The sequence below is a fragment of the Plantactinospora solaniradicis genome (assembly GCF_042658085.1).
Lineage (GTDB): Bacteria > Actinomycetota > Actinomycetes > Mycobacteriales > Micromonosporaceae > Plantactinospora > Plantactinospora solaniradicis.
Genome location: NZ_JBHSPR010000053.1, coordinates 140,444 through 159,990, shown reverse-complemented (window position 1 = coordinate 159,990; position 19,547 = coordinate 140,444). Strand labels below are relative to the sequence as shown.

18 protein-coding genes and 1 pseudogene are annotated in these 19,547 nt (G+C 70.1%); 7 read left to right on the top strand and 12 right to left on the bottom strand.

Features of this window, described 5'->3' with window-relative positions:
- Window positions 1-78 precede the first annotated feature (78 nt).
- From ACFP2T_RS37250 to ACFP2T_RS37230, 5 genes are all read left to right on the top strand, one after another.
- On the top strand, window positions 79-591 hold the full coding sequence (locus ACFP2T_RS37250) for a DUF6328 family protein (protein WP_377430474.1): 513 nt from the start codon (window positions 79-81) through the stop codon (window positions 589-591).
- A 592-nt stretch (window positions 592-1,183) separates the two neighbouring features.
- Window positions 1,184-1,765, top strand: a complete 582-nt coding sequence (locus ACFP2T_RS37245) for an RNA polymerase sigma factor (protein ID WP_377430471.1) — start codon at window positions 1,184-1,186, stop codon at window positions 1,763-1,765.
- On the top strand, window positions 1,762-3,657 hold the full coding sequence (locus ACFP2T_RS37240) for an EAL domain-containing protein (protein WP_377430469.1): 1,896 nt from the start codon (window positions 1,762-1,764) through the stop codon (window positions 3,655-3,657). Before ACFP2T_RS37245 ends, ACFP2T_RS37240 begins: the two co-directional genes overlap by 4 nt.
- 194 nt (window positions 3,658-3,851) lie before the next feature.
- Window positions 3,852-4,565, top strand: a complete 714-nt coding sequence (locus ACFP2T_RS37235; RefSeq protein WP_377430466.1) for a hypothetical protein — start codon at window positions 3,852-3,854, stop codon at window positions 4,563-4,565.
- Window positions 4,558-5,469, top strand: coding sequence for a serine hydrolase (locus ACFP2T_RS37230; protein ID WP_377430464.1), 912 nt, complete (start codon window positions 4,558-4,560; stop codon window positions 5,467-5,469). Before ACFP2T_RS37235 ends, ACFP2T_RS37230 begins: the two co-directional genes overlap by 8 nt.
- 95 nt (window positions 5,470-5,564) lie before the next feature.
- On the opposite strand, the gene ACFP2T_RS37225 is transcribed toward ACFP2T_RS37230, so the two are convergent.
- From ACFP2T_RS37225 to ACFP2T_RS37215, 3 genes are all read right to left on the bottom strand, one after another.
- On the bottom strand, window positions 5,565-6,482 hold the full coding sequence (locus tag ACFP2T_RS37225; RefSeq protein ID WP_377430461.1) for a CU044_5270 family protein: 918 nt from the start codon (window positions 6,480-6,482) through the stop codon (window positions 5,565-5,567).
- On the bottom strand, window positions 6,475-7,089 hold the full coding sequence (locus ACFP2T_RS37220) for an RNA polymerase sigma factor (RefSeq protein ID WP_377430459.1): 615 nt from the start codon (window positions 7,087-7,089) through the stop codon (window positions 6,475-6,477). The genes ACFP2T_RS37225 and ACFP2T_RS37220 overlap by 8 nt, the downstream gene beginning before the upstream one ends.
- 140 nt (window positions 7,090-7,229) lie before the next feature.
- Window positions 7,230-7,841: a TetR/AcrR family transcriptional regulator gene (locus ACFP2T_RS37215; RefSeq protein WP_377430456.1), complete on the bottom strand. Its 612-nt coding sequence runs from the start codon at window positions 7,839-7,841 to the stop codon at window positions 7,230-7,232.
- A 174-nt stretch (window positions 7,842-8,015) separates the two neighbouring features.
- Here ACFP2T_RS37215 and ACFP2T_RS37210 point away from each other — a divergent pair, with 174 nt between their 5' ends.
- Window positions 8,016-9,119 (top strand): aldo/keto reductase, encoded by a 1,104-nt coding sequence (locus ACFP2T_RS37210; RefSeq protein WP_377430454.1) that lies wholly within the window; start codon window positions 8,016-8,018, stop codon window positions 9,117-9,119.
- Between the two features lie 93 nt (window positions 9,120-9,212).
- Here ACFP2T_RS37210 and ACFP2T_RS37205 read toward each other — a convergent pair whose 3' ends face one another.
- The 3 genes and pseudogenes from ACFP2T_RS37205 to ACFP2T_RS37195 all read right to left on the bottom strand — a co-directional run bounded on the left by ACFP2T_RS37205 (window position 9,213) and on the right by ACFP2T_RS37195 (window position 11,435).
- Window positions 9,213-10,067 (bottom strand): Rv0361 family membrane protein, encoded by an 855-nt coding sequence (locus tag ACFP2T_RS37205; RefSeq protein ID WP_377430452.1) that lies wholly within the window; start codon window positions 10,065-10,067, stop codon window positions 9,213-9,215.
- Between the two features lie 560 nt (window positions 10,068-10,627).
- A complete protein-coding gene (locus ACFP2T_RS37200; protein ID WP_377430449.1) occupies window positions 10,628-10,816 on the bottom strand; it encodes a DUF397 domain-containing protein in 189 nt (62 codons plus the stop codon).
- Window positions 10,807-11,435: pseudogene (locus tag ACFP2T_RS37195) on the bottom strand (helix-turn-helix domain-containing protein). The gene ACFP2T_RS37200 and the pseudogene ACFP2T_RS37195 overlap by 10 nt, the downstream one beginning before the upstream one ends.
- 410 nt (window positions 11,436-11,845) lie before the next feature.
- On the opposite strand from ACFP2T_RS37195, the gene ACFP2T_RS37190 reads away from it, so the two are divergent.
- Entirely contained in the window at window positions 11,846-13,846 is a 2,001-nt protein-coding gene (locus ACFP2T_RS37190; RefSeq protein WP_377430447.1) for an acyl-CoA dehydrogenase family protein, read from the top strand.
- A gap of 25 nt (window positions 13,847-13,871) precedes the next feature.
- On the opposite strand, the gene ACFP2T_RS37185 is transcribed toward ACFP2T_RS37190, so the two are convergent.
- The 6 genes from ACFP2T_RS37185 to ACFP2T_RS37160 all read right to left on the bottom strand — a co-directional run bounded on the left by ACFP2T_RS37185 (window position 13,872) and on the right by ACFP2T_RS37160 (window position 19,461).
- A complete protein-coding gene (locus ACFP2T_RS37185; RefSeq protein ID WP_377430444.1) occupies window positions 13,872-14,819 on the bottom strand; it encodes an aldo/keto reductase in 948 nt (315 codons plus the stop codon).
- Between the two features lie 108 nt (window positions 14,820-14,927).
- Complete coding sequence (locus ACFP2T_RS37180) at window positions 14,928-15,542, bottom strand: hypothetical protein (RefSeq protein WP_377430441.1); 615 nt, start codon at window positions 15,540-15,542, stop codon at window positions 14,928-14,930.
- A gap of 148 nt (window positions 15,543-15,690) precedes the next feature.
- The gene (locus tag ACFP2T_RS37175) at window positions 15,691-16,731 is read right to left on the bottom strand and encodes a hypothetical protein (RefSeq protein ID WP_377430439.1); all 1,041 of its coding nucleotides are present in this window, start codon (window positions 16,729-16,731) and stop codon (window positions 15,691-15,693) included.
- Between the two features lie 367 nt (window positions 16,732-17,098).
- Window positions 17,099-17,563 carry a hypothetical protein gene (locus tag ACFP2T_RS37170; RefSeq protein ID WP_377430758.1) on the bottom strand — a complete coding sequence of 155 codons (465 nt, stop codon included), beginning with the start codon at window positions 17,561-17,563 and terminating at the stop codon, window positions 17,099-17,101.
- Entirely contained in the window at window positions 17,538-18,218 is a 681-nt protein-coding gene (locus ACFP2T_RS37165; RefSeq protein WP_377430436.1) for an RNA polymerase sigma factor, read from the bottom strand. The genes ACFP2T_RS37170 and ACFP2T_RS37165 overlap by 26 nt, the downstream gene beginning before the upstream one ends.
- Entirely contained in the window at window positions 18,211-19,461 is a 1,251-nt protein-coding gene (locus ACFP2T_RS37160) for a S8 family peptidase (protein WP_377430433.1), read from the bottom strand. Before ACFP2T_RS37160 ends, ACFP2T_RS37165 begins: the two co-directional genes overlap by 8 nt.
- Window positions 19,462-19,547 lie beyond the last annotated feature (86 nt).

Genomic DNA, 19,547 nt, shown 5'->3' with positions numbered 1-19,547 from the left:
TTTCATGTTCGGCCGCACTGGGCAAACTGCTTCGAACTTCGATCGGGATCGGCCCGATCGGTGGCGGGAGGTGCCCGGGTGGCCGTGGAGACCGAGAAGCAGCGTTGGCAGCGGAACTTCGCCGACCTGTTGCAGGAGTTGCGGGTGGCGCAGACGGGGGTGCAGATCCTCTTCGCGTTCCTGCTCACCCTGCCGTTCAGCAACGGCTTCCCCAGGGCCACGGAGTTCCAGAAGGACACCTATGTCGTCGCGCTGCTCGCCGCCGCCGCCGCCACGGCGCTGATCATTTCGCCGGTCGCGTTCCACCGGGCACTGTTCCGGCAGGGGCGCAAGCCGGAACTGGTCCGGTACGCGCACAGCATGGCCACCGGCGGCCTGGCATTCATGCTGATCTCGATGGTCAGTTCGGTGCTGCTGATAACGGACTTCATCCTGCCCCGCCCGGTGGCGTTCGTGCTCAGTGGGCTTACCGGCGTGTGGTTCCTGACCTTCTGGGCCGCCCTGCCGTTCATGCGCCGCAACTGGGCCGAGGACGAGGATGACGAGGACGACGACGACCTTCCGGACCGCGACGTCCTGCCCCGCTCCTGAATTGGGCCTGGAATTACTCTCTGCAATCCATACTGGACAGTAGCCGTAGTCCGATGATCGGCTTGTCTACGATGTCTGATCGACTGAAGTCGCCCAGCTAGACAAGGCTTTTTTGATCATTGCCATCTTCGCCTCAGCGGGTCGCCCCCTACGCCGACGCCCTTGACGGAGAGTTATACGCGGCACGGTAACTACGGATGGCGAGAGGCGAGGATGGCAGATTTGCTGGGGGGGCTGTCGACCGGGAGTTCGGTGGCAGCGGCCGTGGTGGGCCTGATCGGGGGATTAGGGCTCGGAGGTTTGCTGCGCGGCTACATCCGACACCGGACGCGGATGCAGTCTGAGCGGGAATGGTCGGCGCGGACCCAGGCCCGGACCACGGGTCTGATCCGGCTTGCCGGCGGTGCGCAGGCGGACGTACGGATCGACGAGCGGGACCGCGACGGACACCGCATTGTCGAACTCCGTGGGCTGGAACCGCACGGATCCCGTCGAACAGACGGGAGCAGGGCGGCATGAGCGAGCGTTGCGAGCGGATCGGCTGGCTCGGGGTCCAGACTCATGACGACGCCGAGCGCGGCGAGGTGGCGGCATGAGAAGTGGGGACAATGCGATGGCGCGGGCCGAGTCGGCCGCCCGGTTGGGGGACCGGGGGCAGGCGGAGCCGGACCTGAGCTTCGAGGAGTTCTGTCAGCAGAACATCGTGCAGGTCGAGCGCTTTCTGTCGAGTCAGTGCGCGGACCGTGGGCTGGTCGAGGATGCCGTACAGGAAGCCTTCATCACCGCCCGGGACAAGTGGGAACAGATCCGCGACTACGAGAAGCCACTGGCCTGGATGTACAAGACCGCGCGGTACAAGCTGCTGGTCCTGCGGCGGCGCTACCGCCAGGACGTGGTGCTGGGCCTGGACGAGGTGCCGCCGGAACGCCTCGCCGAGCCGGCCGACTCCGCGGAGGCGCGGGAGTTGCTACGGGGCTGGTTGCCACAGTTGCCGCCGCGTCAGGCGGAGGTCTTCACGATGGCCTTCGACGGCTGGTCCGATCTGGAGATCGCCCAGGTGCTCGGGATCGCCTACAACACGGTGCGCGCCTACCGGCAGGAGGCTCGGCGCCGGTTGAAGGAACTCGCGCAGGAGGCGGGATTCGATTCGCCCGCCGGAAGGGGGCGAGGATGAACCTGGACGACATCCTCGCGCTGGCCTCGGACCAGACGCTCAGCCAGTTGGAGCGGGCCCGGGCCCGACGGGCCACCCGCCGGGTCCAGCAGGAGTACCAGCGCGCGGTCTCCGAGGGCCGGGACCTGATCGACGACATCGACGTACGGGATCCGCTCGCGGCGGACGTCGAGGAGGCGGCCCGGATCAGCCGGGCGGCCCAGCTCGCCAAGCTCGGCACCCTCACCTGGGTACGGGCCAGCGAGGAGCTGAGCTGGTCGGACGAGATGTCACTGATCTTCGGCTACCCGCCCGGAACGGTCCGACCCTCGATCCGGCTGCTGACCCGGCTGATCCATCCCGACGACGCCGCCGAGGTACGCCGAACCGTCGAGGCCGCGTGGCGGGAGCGCACGGTCAAGGAGACGACGTACCGGGTGGTGCGCCCGGATCGGGTCACCCGGTACGTGCACTGCTACGTCGAGTTCGTCGTCGACGGGGACAACCGCCCGTACGGCATCGTCGTCACCGGGCAGGACATCACCGAGGTCGAGTTGGCCCGGCAGGAACGGGTCCGGTTGGCGCGGCGTCGGGAAACCGTGCAGACGGAACTGGCCGGGCGTGACCCGGCCACGGGTCTGCTCAGCCGACAGCGGTTCGCCGACGAGATCGACACCGCGCGGCGGGGCGGATCCGGCGTACTGCTGGTGGTGGCCGTCGAGCCGGTGGCTCCGGCGGTCGGCACCGGCACGGACGACCAGGACCGGCTCGCCTCGGCGGTGGCCACGGTCGTCCGTCGGGCCGCCCGGCGCGCGGACGTCTGCGGCCGTACCGGCTCGGGCGAGTTCGGTGTGCTGATGCACCGGACGACGCTCGACTCCGCCACCGCGCTGGCCGAGGTCATCGTGGCGGGTATCCGGAACCAGTCCTTCCTGGTCGGCCAGGCCCGAGTGCGGCTCGACGCGGCCGGCGGCCTGGTCCGGTACCAGGGCCGGGACGAGACCCGGGGGATCGACCTGCTCGTCGACGCGGAGACGGCCTGGCGGCGGGCCAGGGAGACCGGGGTTCCGTGCGTGGCGCTGGACCAGCCGGCGCCCGCCGACGAGCGCCGGGAGATCTGCCGGAACCGGGTCCGGGCGTACCTCGCCGACGACCGGCTGACCCTCTACACCCAGCCGATCCTGGACATGAGGCTCAACCAGATCACCCGGCAGGAGATCCTGCTCCGGTTGGTGGACGACGGCGGCAAGGCGTACTCGGCGTCGACCCTGCTCGGCGACGCGGAGCGGATCGACGAGGTGCTGCCGATCGACAGGTGGGTCATCGACCGGACCATGGAACTGATCGCGCGGGGCGCGCACACCTCGCACTATCAGGTAAACCTGTCCAGCCGGTCGCTCGGGGACCCGCACCTGCTCGAGCACGTCCAACGCAGTCTCCAGCACTACGACGTCGATCCCGGCCAGCTGACGTTCGAGATCACCGAGACGGCACGGATCGCGAACCTGACCGAGGCGCACAACTTCGCGCACGGGATCCGGGAGATCGGCTGCCAACTCGCCCTCGACGACTTCGGGTCGGGATACGTCCCGTTCGCCTTCCTCACCTACTTTCCGGTGGACCTGGTGAAGGTGGGCGGCGAGTTCATCTCCGGCATCCAGGACTCGGCGGCGAACCGGACCATCGTGCGGTCGATCGTCGACATGTGTCGGGCGCTCGGCATCCGTACCGCCGCCGAGCACGTCGAGGACGAGGCGACGATGAACCTGCTCCGCGACTACGGAGTGGACTTCGCCCAGGGATACCTGGTCGGCAAGCCGAAGCCGGTCAACACTCCGCACCGACCGGTGTCAGCCCCGACCGAAGCCGACTACACCGACCCGGAGCGGGGATTGCGGGCCGCTACGGGATAGCCCGGGGGGCCGGGGGAAGGGACCGGCTGGGCCAGTCATCCGCCCGCCAGCTCGACGGGCCCGAAAGGGCACCTGGTCGAGCCGGGGCGGCGAGTGGCCCAGCCGGTCCGCCGGGGGGCACCGAACGACCATCCCAGCAGGGAGTATTCCCACGCCATGCAACGACTCCACCCGCTCGCGGTGTCGTATGGGGCGTGACGAGTCGAGTAGGGCCGCCGCTGGCAGCGGCAGACAGGCCGGGGCGCATCCGCCTTCGGGTCACGGCGTTTCTGCTGCTGGCGCTGTGGGGAGTCGCCGTTGCGACCGCCGGATGCGCTCGGGACCAGGCGCCAGGATCCGAGGGTACGACGGCAGCGCCGGTTCCGGCGCAGCGGACCGGGTCCACCGGAACGGGCTCGCTCGACGCGGCTCTCCTCCCGTCCACCTGGCTCGGGGCAGGATGGCGGGAGGGCCCGACTCCGCCGGAGGAACCGCCCTGGCCGTGGTTGCAGGCCGACTGCCCGACGTACCGGAACGAGGACTATCCGGCACAGGGGTACCGACGGGACGCGGTGCAGCGCCGCTTCCATCACGCACAGTCGAGCCTGACCGCGACGCACGTCGTCGAGGCGTACGAGCCCGGCTGGGCGGCGCGGGCGATCACGGATGTGCGGCGGGTCGTCGGGACCTGCGCGGAGTATCCGGTCCTGGGCGGAGCCCTCTCGTTCGCCGTTGTCGAGGCGGACTTTCCGGCCGAGGACACGCTCCTCGTCCGAGGACGGATCGAGTCTCCCGGGGCACCGGACAGGGTCACGCTCTTCGTGACCGTACGCCGTGGGGACCTGCTCTCGACGCTGAATTTTCCGGACCCGACGGACGAGCAGGCGGCGTACGCGGCGGCGACGAAGCTGGGCGATCTCCTTGGCTAGCCGGCGCGGGCTGGGCCGGCGGGAAGTTCTCGTCTCGGCCGCCACCACACTGGCGGGACTCGGTGTGCTCGGCACCGGGCTGGCCCGGCGGTGGGCGGACGGGAGCGCCGCCACCCCGGTCCCGGGACCGACCGCGACGCCGGCCCGGCCCAGCCCGACCCCGGACCACCAGGCCATCGCGCGGGCGCGCGTCGAGAGGTACCTGAAGGGGGTCGGTGGTCGGGTCGGATTGGCCGTGCGGGACCGGGTGACGGGCCTGGAACTCACCGTCGGCGCCCGGCGGTTCCAGACCGCCAGCATCGTCAAGGTCGACATCCTCGCGACGCTGCTGCTGCGGAGGCAGGCACAGGGGCGCGCACTCAGCCAGGCCGAGCGTCAGCTCGCCCGATCGATGATCGTGGTCAGCGACAACGACGCGGCGAGCAGCCTGTGGCGGACGATCGGCTACCGCGCCGGACTTTCCGCCGCGAACCGCACGTTCGGGCTACGGGAGACGACGCCGAACTCAAGCTGGGGGATGACGACGACCACCGCCGCCGACCAACTTCGGCTGTTGGCGTCGATCATCGGCCCGACCGGTCCGCTGGACGGCGACGGTCGTGATCTCCTGCTCGGCCTCATGCGTCAGGTGCACCGGGACCAGCGGTGGGGGATCACCGCGGCGGCCGGCGCGGAGAGCACCGCGAGCTACGTCAAGAACGGTTGGACGACCATCGACGCGGACCAGGGGCGCTGGCTCGTCAACAGCGTCGGACGGATCACCGAACCGGGGCGGGACTGGCTGATCGCCGTACTCTCCGACCGGCATGCCAGCCAGTCGGCCGGGATCAAGCTCGTGGAGCGGGTGGCCCGGTACGCGCTGACCGAGCTGCGCGCCGTACCTCCGGCGGCAGCGGACTCCTGAGCCGCTCCAGGGGATCGGGCGGGGGATGTCCGCCGCGGACCGACGGGAGAGCCGGGCGGGCCGCCCCGTGGCGGCCCGCCCGATGGGTACGGGGGTCAGCCGGTCTGCCCGACCTTGTCGACGACGGCGAGGGCCAGTACCGCCGACGCTCCCGAGACGCCGAGGAAGGCGTAGCTCTCGGGATCGAAGACGAGGACCATCTCGCCTGTTCCGCCCGTTGACGGCCAGGCGATTCCGATGCCTGGCCGTCCCGCGCCGTCCGTGACGTTCTCGACGGCGCGTAGACCCGTCACCGTCGCTGCGGCCTCGTACAGCGCGGCCCGCGACTGCGGTCGCAGGTAACCTCCGGCGAAGTAGTACACGTCCTTGCCGGCGGAGTTCACCGAACCCGGCTCGCCGCTGCGATGCTCGGCGAGATAGGCCCCCATCGCCGCCGCGTCGGTGGGCAGGTCGGAGCGGTACCCGGGTTCCGGTGTGCACGGCTCGGTCTGACCCGGAAGCACCTGGCCGCCCTTCACCACGGCGGCCCGCCCGTTCCGGCAGCCGGGAATGACGGCATCGGCAGTGCCGTCGGCGGAGGTCGTTCTCACCAGGCCGTCCCTGGTCCCGTTCACCGACATCCAGCTCTCCCGCAGGTCCCGGCCCTCCTGGCTGCGCGTGTAGATGAACTGGTCCGGGCGAGGGGTCGTGTCGGGCAGCCGGAGCGCCGCAGCCGCCGCGTTCCGCAGCACCTGGCCGGCGTCGGCCCGGGCGGCAGGCACGTCACCGCCGACCTGGTCGGGAGCGAGCACGAGTACCGAGACGATCGCCGCCGCGACACCCGCCGCCGCCACTCCGCCGAAGACGAACCGCCGGCCGCGGCGGGCCCCGCGTCGGATCGTCGCGGGCGCAGCGGGCGTGACGGGCGTACCGGTCATCGCGGCCAGGAGCCGGTCACGGGCCGGCGCCAACTGGTCGGAGGATGCCAGCGGGACCTCCTGACCCACCTGCTGGAGCAGTCGCAGATCATCCATTGCTCAGTGCCTCCTCGATCGTGCTGGTGGAGTCGCCGCCCAATTCCGCGCGGAGCAGCTTGCGGGCGCGGTTGAGTCGTGACCGGACGGTGCCGACCGGGATCGCCAGCGCCGTGGCCACCTCGTCGTAGGTCAACTCCTCCCACGCGACCAGCAGCAGTACATCGCGGTCGCCGGTGGAGAGCCCGGCCAGAGCACCGAGCAACACCTGGCGCAGCGACTGCGCGGTCACCACCGTGGCGACCCGGTCGGCGTGCGACGCCTCGCTCGGCGCCGGGACGTACGCCTGCCGCAGCCGGTATTCGCGCTCTTCCTCGCGCCGGCGCTGACCGACGACGTTGGTGGCGATCCCGTACAGCCACGGCCGGGCATCGGGGTGGGCGGTGTCGAACCGCTCCCGACGACGGAACGCCGCCAGGAACGTCTCGGCGACCAGGTCGTCCGCGACTCCGGCACCGAGCCGCCGCGCCAGGTAGCGATGGATGTACGGCGCATGCCGGTCGAAGATCACCGCGAAGCTCTCGGGATCCCGCACGGACCGCTCGATGACCGCCGCGTCCGTCAGCGTACTGACGTCGACAGCCTTGACCCGTCTTAGACGATTCATGCACGACCTTTCGCGGAGCAGGGCATCATCGCCTGTTATCCGCAGGCCGTAGGGAAACAGTTCACGACCCGGATCCGGTGCCAGCGTGCAAGGGCTGGCGGGCGGTCAGTCGGCGGTGAGGTCGCGGCGTCTGTCGCCGTTCACGAACGACCCGATGCCGTCGAGAGTCGCCGGCTGGCCCGGAGGTTGTCGATGCCCACGTCGAGCGCGGCCTCAAGATGCGTTATCCGGCCGGTCGCGAGCATCACCACCACACCGCCCTGGATGCCTGCGAGCAGGGCGGCTGACGTCTGGTCGGCGTCGAGTCCGGGGTCGACCTCGCCGATTCCCTGCATGTGTCGGATTCCCGCGCTGATCTCCGCCTGCCAGGTGCGGAGCAGCTCGGTGACCACGGCCTGTGCGCCGGGGGTGCTGCGGCCGAGGTGCGCGACGAGGCCGTTGAGCGGGCAGTCCATCCCCTGGCCGAGATAGCGGGCGACCACCCGGTCCCGCCAGGCCGTCCACGCCGGCCAGGAGGTGAGGTCGCCGAGCTGTGGCTGCTGGTCGGTGAGCACCCGGTCGGCCTCGTACCGGGCGACCGCGAGGAGCAGCTCGTCCTTGCCGTCCGGGAAGTAGTGGAAGAGCTGGCTCTTGCTGGTGCCGGTCCGGGCCCGTACGTCGTCGAGGGTGGTTGCCGCGACTCCGCGCTCGCGGACCTCCGCCGCCGCCCCCTCGATGATTCGTTGCCGGGTCGCGGCGCCTTTCTGGGTCAACGTCCTATCCATGCCGTCCCGTCCCCTTGGACTCTCCGGTCCATTCTACGGGCTCCGTCACTCCAGTTTTTGGACTTGCCGGTCCACTTTTTCCGGCGCAGGGTTGGGGACCGGCGGCCCACTCCCGGGCCGGCCGGACGCTCGGGCGACGAGCATCCTCGAAGGAGCGCGTTCATGAACGACTATTACCTGCTCGGCCGGTCGGGGCTTCGGGTGAGCCGGCTGGCCCTGGGCACGATGAACTTCGGCACCGCCGGCTTCCACGCCGCATACGGCAAGACCGAAGAGCAGGCCGAGCCCATCTTCCGGGGCTACCTGGAGGCGGGCGGCAACTTCGTCGACACGGCGGACTTCTACACCGCCGGGGAGAGCGAACGCATCCTCGGCCGGTTGATCGCGTCCGCCGGGGTTCGGGACAAGATCGTGCTGACCAGCAAGTTCACCAACAGCATCGACCCGGCCGATCCGAACGCCAGCGGCAACGGCCGCAAGCACATCATCCGGGCGCTGGACGCGACCCTCCGCCGGCTCGGCACCGACTACCTCGACCTGTACCTGCTGCACACCTGGGACCGGATCACCCCCGTCGAGGAGGTCGTACGTACCTTCGACGACCTGGTACGCGCCGGCAAGATCCGGTACGCCGGCCTGTCCGACGTCCCCGCCTGGTACGCCGCCCGTGCGCAGAGCCTCGCCGAGGCGCACTCGGGGACGCCGATGATCAGCCTCCAGTTGCCGTACTCGCTGATCGCCCGGGGCGTCGAACCGGAGTTCGTACCGATGGCCCAGTCTCTGGGGTTGGGGTTGACCGCGTGGAGCCCGATCGGTGGCGGGCTGCTCACCGGCAAGTACCGGCGGACCGGCGACGGCCTGTCCGGCGACGGCCGGCTCGGTGCGCCGGGCGGGTACCAGCGGCCGATCGGCGAGCAGGAGTGGCGGGTGATCGACGCGCTGGAGGGTGTGGCAGCCGAACTGGGCCGGAGCATGGCCCAGGTGGCGATCAACTGGGTGGCCAGCCAGCCCGGGGTCGGGTCGGCGATCATCGGGGCGAGCAGCCCCGAGCAGTTGGCGGGCAACATGGCCGCACTCGACTTCGAGATCCCGGCGGAGGCACGCCGCCGACTCGACGAGGCCAGCGCCGTGCCGCTGGTGGGGCCGTACCCGATGTTCACGCCCGAATACCAGTCCTGGATCGTCAGCCCTGGCCTCGGCATCGGCGACAAGCCGGCCGGCTACGCCCCGCCGATCTGGAACGGCGTCGCCCGGCCGGTCGCCTGACGCCCTCGCCGGCTCCTCCGGTTCGCTCCGTGCATGAGGAGCCAGGACAGGATTGCCAGGCCGGTTTCATCCGACCCGCCTTGAATCAGCGGTTCAGTCTCCCGTGCCAAACGCACTGCAAACCTTCCAGCCGTCTTCGTTGACGAGCCCAAAATTCCCCTCCAGCGTCTCCGGGGAACGGTCGGCATCCGTTTCGCCTTCAAGCCTGAATTCGATGCGTACGGTAGCGTGACTGCCCGATCTTACTTCGTCGACAATCTTCCAGGAAATCTCGGCACTTGCTAGATCCTCTCGGTCGGACATGATCTCGTTCTCGTCATACTCGCCAAGCATGGCTGCACACGTGTACGACTTCATCCGAGTGATGTCAGACGCAAATGATGCTTCGAGAAACGAGTCGACGACCTCGCTGGGAGTTTCGATAACCGCATCCACGGCAGCCACCCCGACGGCGAGTGCGCCGCCGAAGTAGAATAGCGTGGCCACAATAATTGCGACAATTCCGCCGGTGTTGATCCTGGTCGACCTGACATGGGTAACAATGGCGCCGGCCCCGGCGAGGATGCTGTTCTTGTTGCTGAGAGGCCCAGTAGCAGAGAGATTGATGTTCCCGATGGCGGTAGCACCCGGTCCGATTGCGCCCTGGGTGGTCGAGCCCATCTGGTCGAGGAGGTCCTGTAGCTGTCTTCCGAACTCGGGGTCGCGGCGCACCTCGTCGCCGACGGTCTGCGCCAGCTGATCCACCCGGTCGGCATCAGCGGGAGCGGCTTCGAGGGCATCGAGCGTTCGCGCCCCCAGTGGGGTGGCGCGAAGCCTGGCTGCCGCAAACTGGTAGATCATAGCGGCGGCGTTACTTCGGGCCTGATCGGCGACGAGGCTGCCTAAGCCCTGGAGTTGCCCAGCCATTACGTTTGCCACGCTCGCGCCCAGCTCAGCAATGTCCATCATGAGGAGACCGTTCACCAGAGGGGTGGAGATCGGAGCCCCACCGTAGCGGTACAAGGCAAGCCAATGCGACCCCCGTCTCCCTGCTGGTCTGTCGGATTTCTATCGCTCGGATAGAGCGCTCGGTGGATCGTGGAGATCTTCCTGGATGCGGCAGGTGTTGTGCCAGAGGTATTCGCGGCAGCAGCCAATGGTATTTGCGGCAGCAGCCAATGGTATTTGCGGCAGCGGGCGGTGATCCGGCTGATCTGCCGGGTGATAAAAGATCATGATGTGCACCTGCATGGCCGCCGAACGGCCGAACTCCCACCGTTCACCGACGGGGAAGACCTCGTCGCGTTGAACGCAACCGGCGCCTTCCGGAGGATGTGGACCAGGTCGGTCAGGCGACTCAGGCCGCGTGGACAACGGAACGCGGGCAGGACAGGTCGATAACGAAGCTTTCGCGCTGGGCAGTGCGTCCTTGTCGACCGCTGTCCTACCGGGAGCTTCGCCCTACTCGGAGCAGCGACACGCCGCTCTCACCTGCCAGCTCACGTGCCAGGAGCGCGATGAGAACGGTTTCAGTGGGTGCCGACGGTGTGTACGAAGGCGCGCCAGGCGTCGGGGGAGAAGGTGAGGATCGGCCCCCGGCGGTCCTTGCTGTCGCGCACGTGTACGGCGTCGGAGAGGTTGTCGGCCACCTCGACGCAGGTGTCGCCGCCGTTGGAGGAGCGGGTGGAGGTGCGCCACCGGGCGTTGCTCAGGTCCATGTCTTCACCGCTTCCTTGAGCAGGTCGAGGGACTGCGAGCGCGGCAACGCCTCGCTGCGGACGCATTCCCACGCCTCTTGCAGGCTATCAATCTCGTCGGCACGACCAGCAGGTCGACGTTTGGCAACTCGGCCATCGCGATCAGGTGGTCGAGCTGCTCCCGCATGATCGCCGGGGTTCCGATCAGCCGACCCAGCACGGTGGCGTCCAGCACCGCGAAGAGCTGCACCGGCATCTCCCGGGTGAGGATGGCCTGCCGTTCCAGCCGGACGGTGACCCGGCGCTCGATCTCCTGCTCGGTGAGCCGGCTGCCGGCGGCGATCACCGTCCGGGCGTACGCCTCGGTCTGCAACAGTCCCGGCACCAGGTTCGGCTCGAACGTCCGCAGCACGCGGGCGTTCCGTTCGGCGTCCCGCCACGAGCGGAACCACTGACCGTCCCTGGTGGCGACCCGGAGCAACTCGACGAAGAGGCCGCCGGTGTCAAGCTCGCGGTCCGCCAGGGCCAGGTAGCGGAAGTCCAGCGGGCGGGTGCCGGTCTCCACCGCGCTCACCAGGGAACCGGAGAAGTTGATCCGCCGGCCGAACTGCTCCTGCGACTGGCCGGCGGCGACGCGCATCCGGCGGAGATGCGCCCGGATGAACTCGATCAGCGGGGCCGCGACCGGTCGCTCGCCCTGTTGGTCCTCGCGAGCCTGGCCATCCTGTTCGTCCACCATCCCCCCTCGCCGCCCCGGCACCGTTCCGCCGGCGCCGGTAGCTACCTCGGTCGATTCCTGGACGCACCGTAGTGATTCCTGCCCGGACAGTGAAGCCCCTGGCGACATCCGTGGCGAACTCCAGGACCCTCGTGGAACGGGACCCATCTCATGTAGACGGCTGACCGACCGAAGACATATTTGGTGCTACCGGCGGGTAACAAATCGGCGTAGCGTTGTCCGCACGGACGCAGGAGCGTTAGGAAGGGCCCCTTCTACAACAGAAAACGATAAGCGGGGGCCCTTCCTTACATCCCCCCGAGGAGGTTGCCGTGACCACGACAGAGCGGAACACGCCGGCGGCGGGCGGGTCGGACGGAGCCGGGCCGAGTGGGTCGGACGGAGTCGGGCCGCTGCCGAAGGAGGCCGGTCAGGTCACCGAACGGGAGGCCCGGCAGGTCGCCGAGGCGGCCCGGGAGTCCGAGTGGGGCAAGCCGAGCTTCGGCAAGGAACTCTTCCTCGGCCGGTTCCGGCTCGACCTGATCGACCCGTGGCCGACCGCTGATCCCGAGCGCGCCGCCAGGGCGGAGGAGTTCCTCGGCCGGCTCGGGGCGTACGTCCGGACCGAAGTGGACGGTGCGGCGATCGAGCGCGACGCGTACATTCCCGACGAGGTGTTCCAGGGGCTCGCCCGGCTCGGCGCCTTCGGGATGAAGATCGACGAGAAGTACGGCGGCCTCGGCCTGTCGAACCTGCACTACTGCCGGGCGTTGACGCTGGCCGGCTCGGTCAACCCGTCGATCGGGGCGCTGCTGTCGGCACACCAGTCGATCGGGGTGCCGCAGCCGCTGAAGATGTTCGGCACCGACGAGCAGAAGCAGCGCTTCCTGCCCCGGCTGGCCGCCGGTGAGGTCTCCGCGTTCCTGCTCACCGAGCCCGACGTCGGCTCCGACCCGGCCCGGCTGGGCACCACCGCCGAACCGACCTCCGACGGCACCGGCTACCGGCTCAACGGGGTCAAGCTGTGGGCCACCAACGGCAGCGTGGCGAACCTGCTGGTGGTGATGGCCCGGGTGCCGAAGGCGGAGGGCCGGCGCGGCGGGATCACCGCGTTCGTGGTCGAGGCCGACTCGCCGGGGATCACCGTCGAGCGGCGCAACGCCTTCCTCGGACTGCGCGGGCTGGAGAACAGCCTGACCCGGTTCTCCGACGTGCTCGTACCCGCCGAGAACGTCATCGGTGGCGAGGGACGCGGGCTGAAGATCGCCCTGACCACGTTGAACACCGGACGGCTCTCGCTGCCGGCGATGTGTGTCGGCGCCGGCAAGTGGTCGCTGAACGTGGCCCGGGGGTGGGCCGCCGACCGGGTCCAGTGGGGTCGGCCGGTCGGCGAGCACGAGGCGGTGGCCAGCAAGCTCGCCTTCATCGCCGCCACCACGTACGGCATGGAGACCATGCTCGACCTCTGCTGCCTGCTCGCGGACGACGACACCAACGACATCCGGATCGAGGCGGCGCTGGTCAAGCTCTACGCCAGCGAGATGGCCTGGCAGATCGCCGACGAGCTGATCCAGATCCGGGGCGGGCGCGGCTACGAGACGGCCGACTCACTGGCCGCCCGGGGCGAGCGGCCGGCGGCCGTCGAGCAGATCCTGCGCGACCTGCGGATCAACCGGATCTTCGAGGGCTCCACCGAGATCATGCACCTGCTCATCGCCCGGGAGGCGGTCGACGCCCACCTGTCGGTGGCCGGCGACATCATCGACCCGGAGGCCGAACTGGGCCGCAAGGTCCGGGCCGGCGCGAAGGCCGGTGCGTTCTACGCGAGGTGGTTGCCGTCGCTCGCGGTCGGTCGCGGCCAGAACCCGAGCGGGTACGCCGAGTACGGTGCCCTCGCCGGCCACCTGCGGCACGTCGAACGGTCCTCCCGGAAACTGGCCCGGTCGACGTTCCTGGGGATGTCCCGCTGGCAGGGGAAGCTGGAGCGCAAGCAGGGCTTCCTCGGCCGGATCGTCGACATCGGGGCGGAGCTGTTCGCGATGTCGGCGGTCTGCGTACGGGCCCACGCCGAACGCCAGACCCGGCCGGAGGGCGTCGAACTGGCCGACCTGTTCTGCCGGCAGGCCCGGGTACGAATCGCCGCACTGTTCCGGGCCCTGTGGGAGAACACCGACTCCGTCGACGTGTCGGCGGCGAAGCGGATCCTCGCCGGCCGGTACGCGTTCCTGGAGCAGGGTGTGATCACCCCGGCCGACGACCACCCGTGGGTGGCCCCCTGGCAGCCCGGCCCCTCGACCGCCGAGGACGTACGCCGTCGCATCCCACCGGCCTGAGCCGGCGTCGGCACCGTGTGTTCGTTTACCAGCGCCAGAACTCCTTCGGAGCGGTGAGCGGAGCCAGGGTCTCCCACAACTCTTCCGGGATGTCCCAGGTGGCCAGCCGCGCGGTCTCGGCGATCCGTTCCGGGCGGGAGACGCCGACGATGGTCGAGGTGATCCGGGGGTCGCGGGTGGAGAACTGCAGCGCCGCCGCCGCGAGCGGTACGTCGTGCGCGGCGCACGCCTCCTCCATCGCCCGGATCCGGCGCAGCACCTCGTCGTCGGCCTGTCGGTAGGCGTACTTGGTGAAGGTGGCGGGGCCCTTGGCCAGTACGCCGCCGCCGAACGGCGCCCCGTTCACCACGCCGACGCCGAGCGACACCGCCTCGTCGAGCAGGTCCCCGGCCGACCGGTCCACCAGGGTCCAGCGGTTGTGCGTGATCAGTGCTGTGAAGACGCCGGTACGCAGGTATCGCGCCATCAGGTCCACCGGGCCGCCCGCCACGCCGAGCTGCCCGATGACGCCCTCGCGTTGCAGGGCCAGCAACGCCTCGACCGGCCCGCCCGGCGCCATCCCCTCCTCGAAGCTGATGTTTTCCGGATCGTGCAGGTAGACCAGGGGCAGTCGGTCCAGGCCCAGCCGTTCGAGGCTGCCCTCGGCCGACCGGCGGACCTGCGCGCCGGAGAAGTCGCCGGTCTCGAAGTTCCGGTCCACTTTGGTGGCGAGCACGAAGCCGTCCGGTACGCCACCGATCCGCGCCAGGGCGGCACCGATCCGCTGCTCACTCTCCCCGTCGCTGTAGCCGGCGGCGGTGTCGAGGAAGTTGAACGGACCGGTGAACGCGGCTACCGCGGTCTCGGTGCCGCGTTCGGCGCTGACGTCGTACCCGAAGAGGTCCGGCATGCTGCCCAGGGGGCCGCCGCCGATGCAGACCGGCGTGACCAGCAGGCCGGTCGCACCCAGCGGGCGGCGGGGAAATTCGATCACCGGCCCATTCTCGTGCACCCGGACTCGCCCCCACCTCGGGGTAGGCGGTGATCACCACGTGGGCGCCGCCTGCCGACCGCGTCGACGAGGTCGGCTCGACCGGGTTCGTCAGCGTCGTACGGCACCGGGTCGTAGGCCGAGAGTCCGCAGTTCCAACGCGGCGAGGGCTTCGACCGCCGCGTCGTCGCCGCGCCGCCACGCCTGCGCGACATCCGGGTCGATCCGGGTCAGCCGGTGCAGCGGTTGGGTGGCCAGCGCCCGCAGCGCGAGCAGGTCCCGCCCGGCGGGCGCGGCCCGCAGTGCCCGGGCGGCACCGGCCCGGCGCATCCACCGCAGCCGCAGGGGCAGCCAGCCGAGCAGTACCAGTCCCAGGGGAAAGACCAGCAGGGCAAGGGAGAGGGCGAGCGCCAGGTCGCCGACCAGTTCCTGCTGGTCCCGGCCGGCGTCGGCCATCGCGCGGGCGGCGTCGGCGGCCCGGTCGAACGGGGCGGTCAACTCGTCCCCGACCACCGGTACCTGGTCGAGCTTGCCCCCGGCGTCGGCGAGATTGTCCGCCAGCCCGCTGCCGGCGCCCTCCAGTTTCTGTCCGGGTACGGCGAGTTTCTGGATCAGGTCGTGCAGCCCCATCGCGGCCCGGATCCAGAGGTAGATCCAGGCGACCACGAACAGGTCGGTGAGGAGTTGACGGGCGGCGGTCGGAAGACGATCGGCGTAGATCCGCATGCCGGTCAGGGTGCCACGGGCCGACGAGCGGCGCCGGCCGCGAAAGCGGCTGCGGGACGGGCATCCGTCCGCGTGGTCCGGGCGGGGGCGCAAGAGTGGGCCGGAGGCCGGGGATCCCCTCCCGGCCTCCGGCCCACCGTCCCCCTCCTTACCCCCGGCCCGGCACGATGGTGTAGTCCACCCCGCCCACCACGAACTTCTCGCCGCCTTCGCGGGCCGGCCCGACCTGCAACACCTGGAGCACGTACGGCTTCTGAAGCGCCTCGCCGGCGGCGAAGCTCAACTGGAGGACCGGACGCTCATCCGGATTGATCAGCAGATCCTTGATCTGTGCCCGGTTCGGATCGACCTCGACCTGGTTCCGGCCGATCACCTTGACGCCGTCACCTGCTCGGCCCGCCTTCACCCACCGCTCGAACAGCTCCGGGCCGAGGTCGACCACGATCCGCACCCCCGGTACTTCCTGCTCCACCGGCCGGAACACGAGGTCGAAGTTGGCCGGCTCCCGAAGCGCGTTCGCCAGTGCGTACGGCCGGACCGTGGGCGATCCACCCGACGTGGCCGGAACGGTGTTGGCGTTCTTCCAGACGAGGTTGTTGTTGTACTGCGTGTTGATGGACGTCGAGGTGCCCTCGAAGCTCATCGGATCGGTCGCCGACTCCCAGCGGAGCAGGAGGCAGAAGTGGCCGATGGACGGCACGTTCGGCCACGCGATGGAGGTGACCGTCTCACCGGGCGCCACCACCAGGCTGCTCGCGCCGATCGGGGTCCAGTGCGCCGGCCAGTTCGCCCCGCCACCCGAGGTCGTGTAGTACGCACGCAGAGTGCCGCTGCTGGTGCCCTGCCCGTACGGGCCCGGGTTCCGGAGCTTCGCGAAGATGTAGCTCGTCGACCCGACGACCGGGTTCGTGCTGCTCGCACACTCGATCGCGGTGGGGCAGATCTTGACGTCCGGGCTGTTGAAGAAGGACGAATAGATCGCGCCGTGCGGCTCGTAACCGACGTCGGACGCGGTGTCCTTCAGGTAGACATCGGTACGCTCGGACACCGCCGCGCCCGTGTCCGACCCGGTGCCGGTGGCGCCGCCCAGGGCTGCGCCACTGGTGGAAACCGTCATCAGGGTCGCCAGTATCGCGCCGAACAGCAGTATGACGGCTCGTTGCAGGCGTGGACCAGCAGTGGAGGTCATGGCAGGTTCTTCTCCTCGGGTACTGGGGACGGTGAATGGCGAGGAGCGCTCTCGCTGAGGCCGGCGAAAGAACTGTATGTCAATGACTGGAGACAATGGAACAGGCGAAAAATTTGATTGCCGTGCGTGCCCGCATTTGCCAGGGAGGGGGTTATTCTCGAATGCGGTGTAATGCGAATGGATAAAATGCACGACTATTTGTATCAACGAGGCCCCGGTCGTCCTCCTGTACGGCCGCGTGTTTCCGGGCGTGCGGGGACGCGGTTCGCGCCTCCCGAGGAGGAGGTACCGACCACCCGGGTCGGTTCGGCGCCCGGTCGAGGATGCCGGTCGGCCGGTGCGGCAGCTCAGGTAGCGGCGGACCGCTCTACCGGAGCGAGACCCAGTCGGTCGCCACCGCGTACTCCGGAGTCCGCGCGTGCAGCTGGACCGGACCGGACGGGGGCGGACCCAGCGAGAAGAAGCCGACCGGATCCACCGGCACCTCCTCGTACGGGCCGTGTCCGGTGCGGGCGACGACCCGGCCACCCCGGGCCGGCGAGAGCTGGCCCACGATGCCGTTCCCGGTCACCTCGATCGCGACGACGACCGGGCCGGCATGGAACGCGAGAGTACGGGTGGAGCCGGCGGACCGGGTGAGCCCGGCGGGCTCGGCGTCACACGCCGAGTCGAAGGTCAGCTCCGCGATGGCCAGCTCGGAGTCCACGGTCCGCCAGGCGAACGCCGCGTAGGCGGCGGTCAGGAACTCCTCGGGTGGCGGTCCCACGGCGCGCAGGGCCTCGCCCAGCTCGCTCAGCAGGACGTTGTCATCGACCGGCGGCCACGGCTCCATCGTGCTCACCTCCGCTCCCGTGCGCGCCCGGGGGCTCCCCGACGAACGGAGCCAGCGCGGGACAGTTCCGCAGCTTGCGCAGACACCGGGCCTGCGAGGGGCCGATGCTGCCGATCGGCATGCCCAGCCGCTCCGCGATCTGCCGGTAGCTGCTCGGGGGATCGGCGACCAGCAGGGACAGCAGGTCCCGGCAGCGTGCCGGAAGCTGACCGAGTGCGTCCCGCAGCGCCTGCTGGCGTTCCGTCCGGAGCAGGTCCTCGTCCGGCGCGGTGGAGTCCGCCAGCAGGAAGACACCGATCGGCCCCGGGGCGGCGTCGTCGTACGGATCGAACGGCTGGATACGCCGCCCGACGCGGAGCAGCCGGTAGCACTCCCGTCGGGTGGTGGTGGTCAGCCAACTCGCCAGCGCCGCCGGCTCGCGTACCCGGCCCAGGTGCTCCACCAGGCGCAGCCAGACGGTCTGGTTCACGTCCGCCGCGTCGGTCCGGTTCAGCCGATGCGCCCGGATCACCGACAGCACCAGCGGGGTGTATCGGCGGACCAACTCGGCCCAGGCCAGTTCGTCACCGTTCGCGGCGGCGGACACCAGCCCGACCAGGGTCGGGTCCGCTGTCCGGACGCCCTCGGCCGGGCCGTCGTCGGGATTGTCAGTCAACGAGTACGCCGTAGTCGGGGTGCCACTGGGGGTTGCCGAGCAGCACCAGTCGGGCCTGTTCGGCGTCGAGCCCGCCGGCGCTCATCAGGGCGGCCAGCCGGCCCGAGACGTGCGCTGCCGCGAAGGAGGTGCCGGCCCAGTCGGCGAACCCGGAGAACAGCCGGGCGGGCCGTCCGGGCAGCAGCAGCCGACCGTCGACGTACGTGCTGGTCCGCTCGCCGACGGCGCACGCGTTCACCCAGGACCCGAAGCCGCTGTACGACGCGGGCGTGATGCCGGTCCCACCTCGGCTGACCGCCGCCACCGCCAGTACGTCCGCCAGCGCCGCCGGCCAGGTCGGCCGGTTGGCGCCGGTGTTGCCGGCGGCCGCCACGACGACGCGGCCCTGCGGTTGGCCGGCCAGGATGTTGACCAGCGGCAGTGGCGGCAGGTCGTCCTGGGTGACACAGCCCAGTGACAGGTTGACGACCGACACCTCCGGGCCGAGCCCGGCCAGCGCGGCCACCAGCATCTCCTCGTCACCGAGGCCGGTGGGGTCCAGCGCCTGCTCCGGGTCGAACCGCACACCCGGCGCGGCCTGCCGGACCACTCCGGCGACGAAGGTGCCGTGCCCGCCCTGTAGGCCGAGCACGTCGGTGTACAGGTACAGCGGGTCCTCGTCGTCGGCCTGCGGCAGGTAGCTGCCGCCGAGCCACTGTGGATGACGGGTGGCGGCCAGCCGCCAGACCCCGGTGTCGCAGATTCCCACCGTCACCCCGGCGCCGTCGCCGCCGTGTGCCGGATCCGGCTCGGGCAGCGCGGCGGCGGCCTGCGGCGGGCCTCCCGGGTTGCCCATGATGTTGCCGTAGCCCACCAGCACGTGATGCGGTTGCACCCCGGGGACCGGCTGGTTCGGCCACTGCCGCGGGTCACGCAGTTTCGTCACGACGGACGGCACGTCGGTTTCCCGGTCGAAGCGCAGCCGGGTGACACCGGCGAACTCACCACCCCGGGTGACCTGGTACCCGAGGCTCGACAGCCTGGCCGTCACCCGTTCGGTGTCCGCGTTCGCCACCAGCAACTGCCGGGGGCGGTAGAGGAACTCCCGACCCGGCACCTCGTGGCGGCGGACGTTGCGGTCGGCCGCCACCGCCTGCTGAAATGCCTGCTGGTACGCGCTGTCGTCGTCTTTGTCGGCGGCGGCGGGCGCCGCCCGCAGTCCGGCGCCCAACGGTGCCGTGGCGGCCAGCACGGACAACGCCATGAGACGTCGACGAGACAACCGACCGATCGGGCGCGGCGCGACGGGAGGGTCAGACGGCACCGGTCCTCCAAATGGTCGGGAGAAGT

Coding starts and splice junctions, on each gene's coding strand:
- ACFP2T_RS37240 (WP_377430469.1), top strand. CDS start 1,762: ATGAACCTGGACGACATCCTCGCGCTGGCCTCGGACCAGACGCTCAGC.
- ACFP2T_RS37220 (WP_377430459.1), bottom strand. CDS start 7,089: ATGAATCGTCTAAGACGGGTCAAGGCTGTCGACGTCAGTACGCTGACG.
- ACFP2T_RS37160 (WP_377430433.1), bottom strand. CDS start 19,461: ATGGCGTTGTCCGTGCTGGCCGCCACGGCACCGTTGGGCGCCGGACTG.
- ACFP2T_RS37210 (WP_377430454.1), top strand. CDS start 8,016: ATGAACGACTATTACCTGCTCGGCCGGTCGGGGCTTCGGGTGAGCCGG.
- ACFP2T_RS37175 (WP_377430439.1), bottom strand. CDS start 16,731: ATGACCTCCACTGCTGGTCCACGCCTGCAACGAGCCGTCATACTGCTG.
- ACFP2T_RS37245 (WP_377430471.1), top strand. CDS start 1,184: ATGAGAAGTGGGGACAATGCGATGGCGCGGGCCGAGTCGGCCGCCCGG.
- ACFP2T_RS37225 (WP_377430461.1), bottom strand. CDS start 6,482: ATGGATGATCTGCGACTGCTCCAGCAGGTGGGTCAGGAGGTCCCGCTG.
- ACFP2T_RS37170 (WP_377430758.1), bottom strand. CDS start 17,563: ATGGAGCCGTGGCCGCCGGTCGATGACAACGTCCTGCTGAGCGAGCTG.
- ACFP2T_RS37200 (WP_377430449.1), bottom strand. CDS start 10,816: ATGGACCTGAGCAACGCCCGGTGGCGCACCTCCACCCGCTCCTCCAAC.
- ACFP2T_RS37180 (WP_377430441.1), bottom strand. CDS start 15,542: ATGCGGATCTACGCCGATCGTCTTCCGACCGCCGCCCGTCAACTCCTC.
- ACFP2T_RS37205 (WP_377430452.1), bottom strand. CDS start 10,067: ATGATGGACATTGCTGAGCTGGGCGCGAGCGTGGCAAACGTAATGGCT.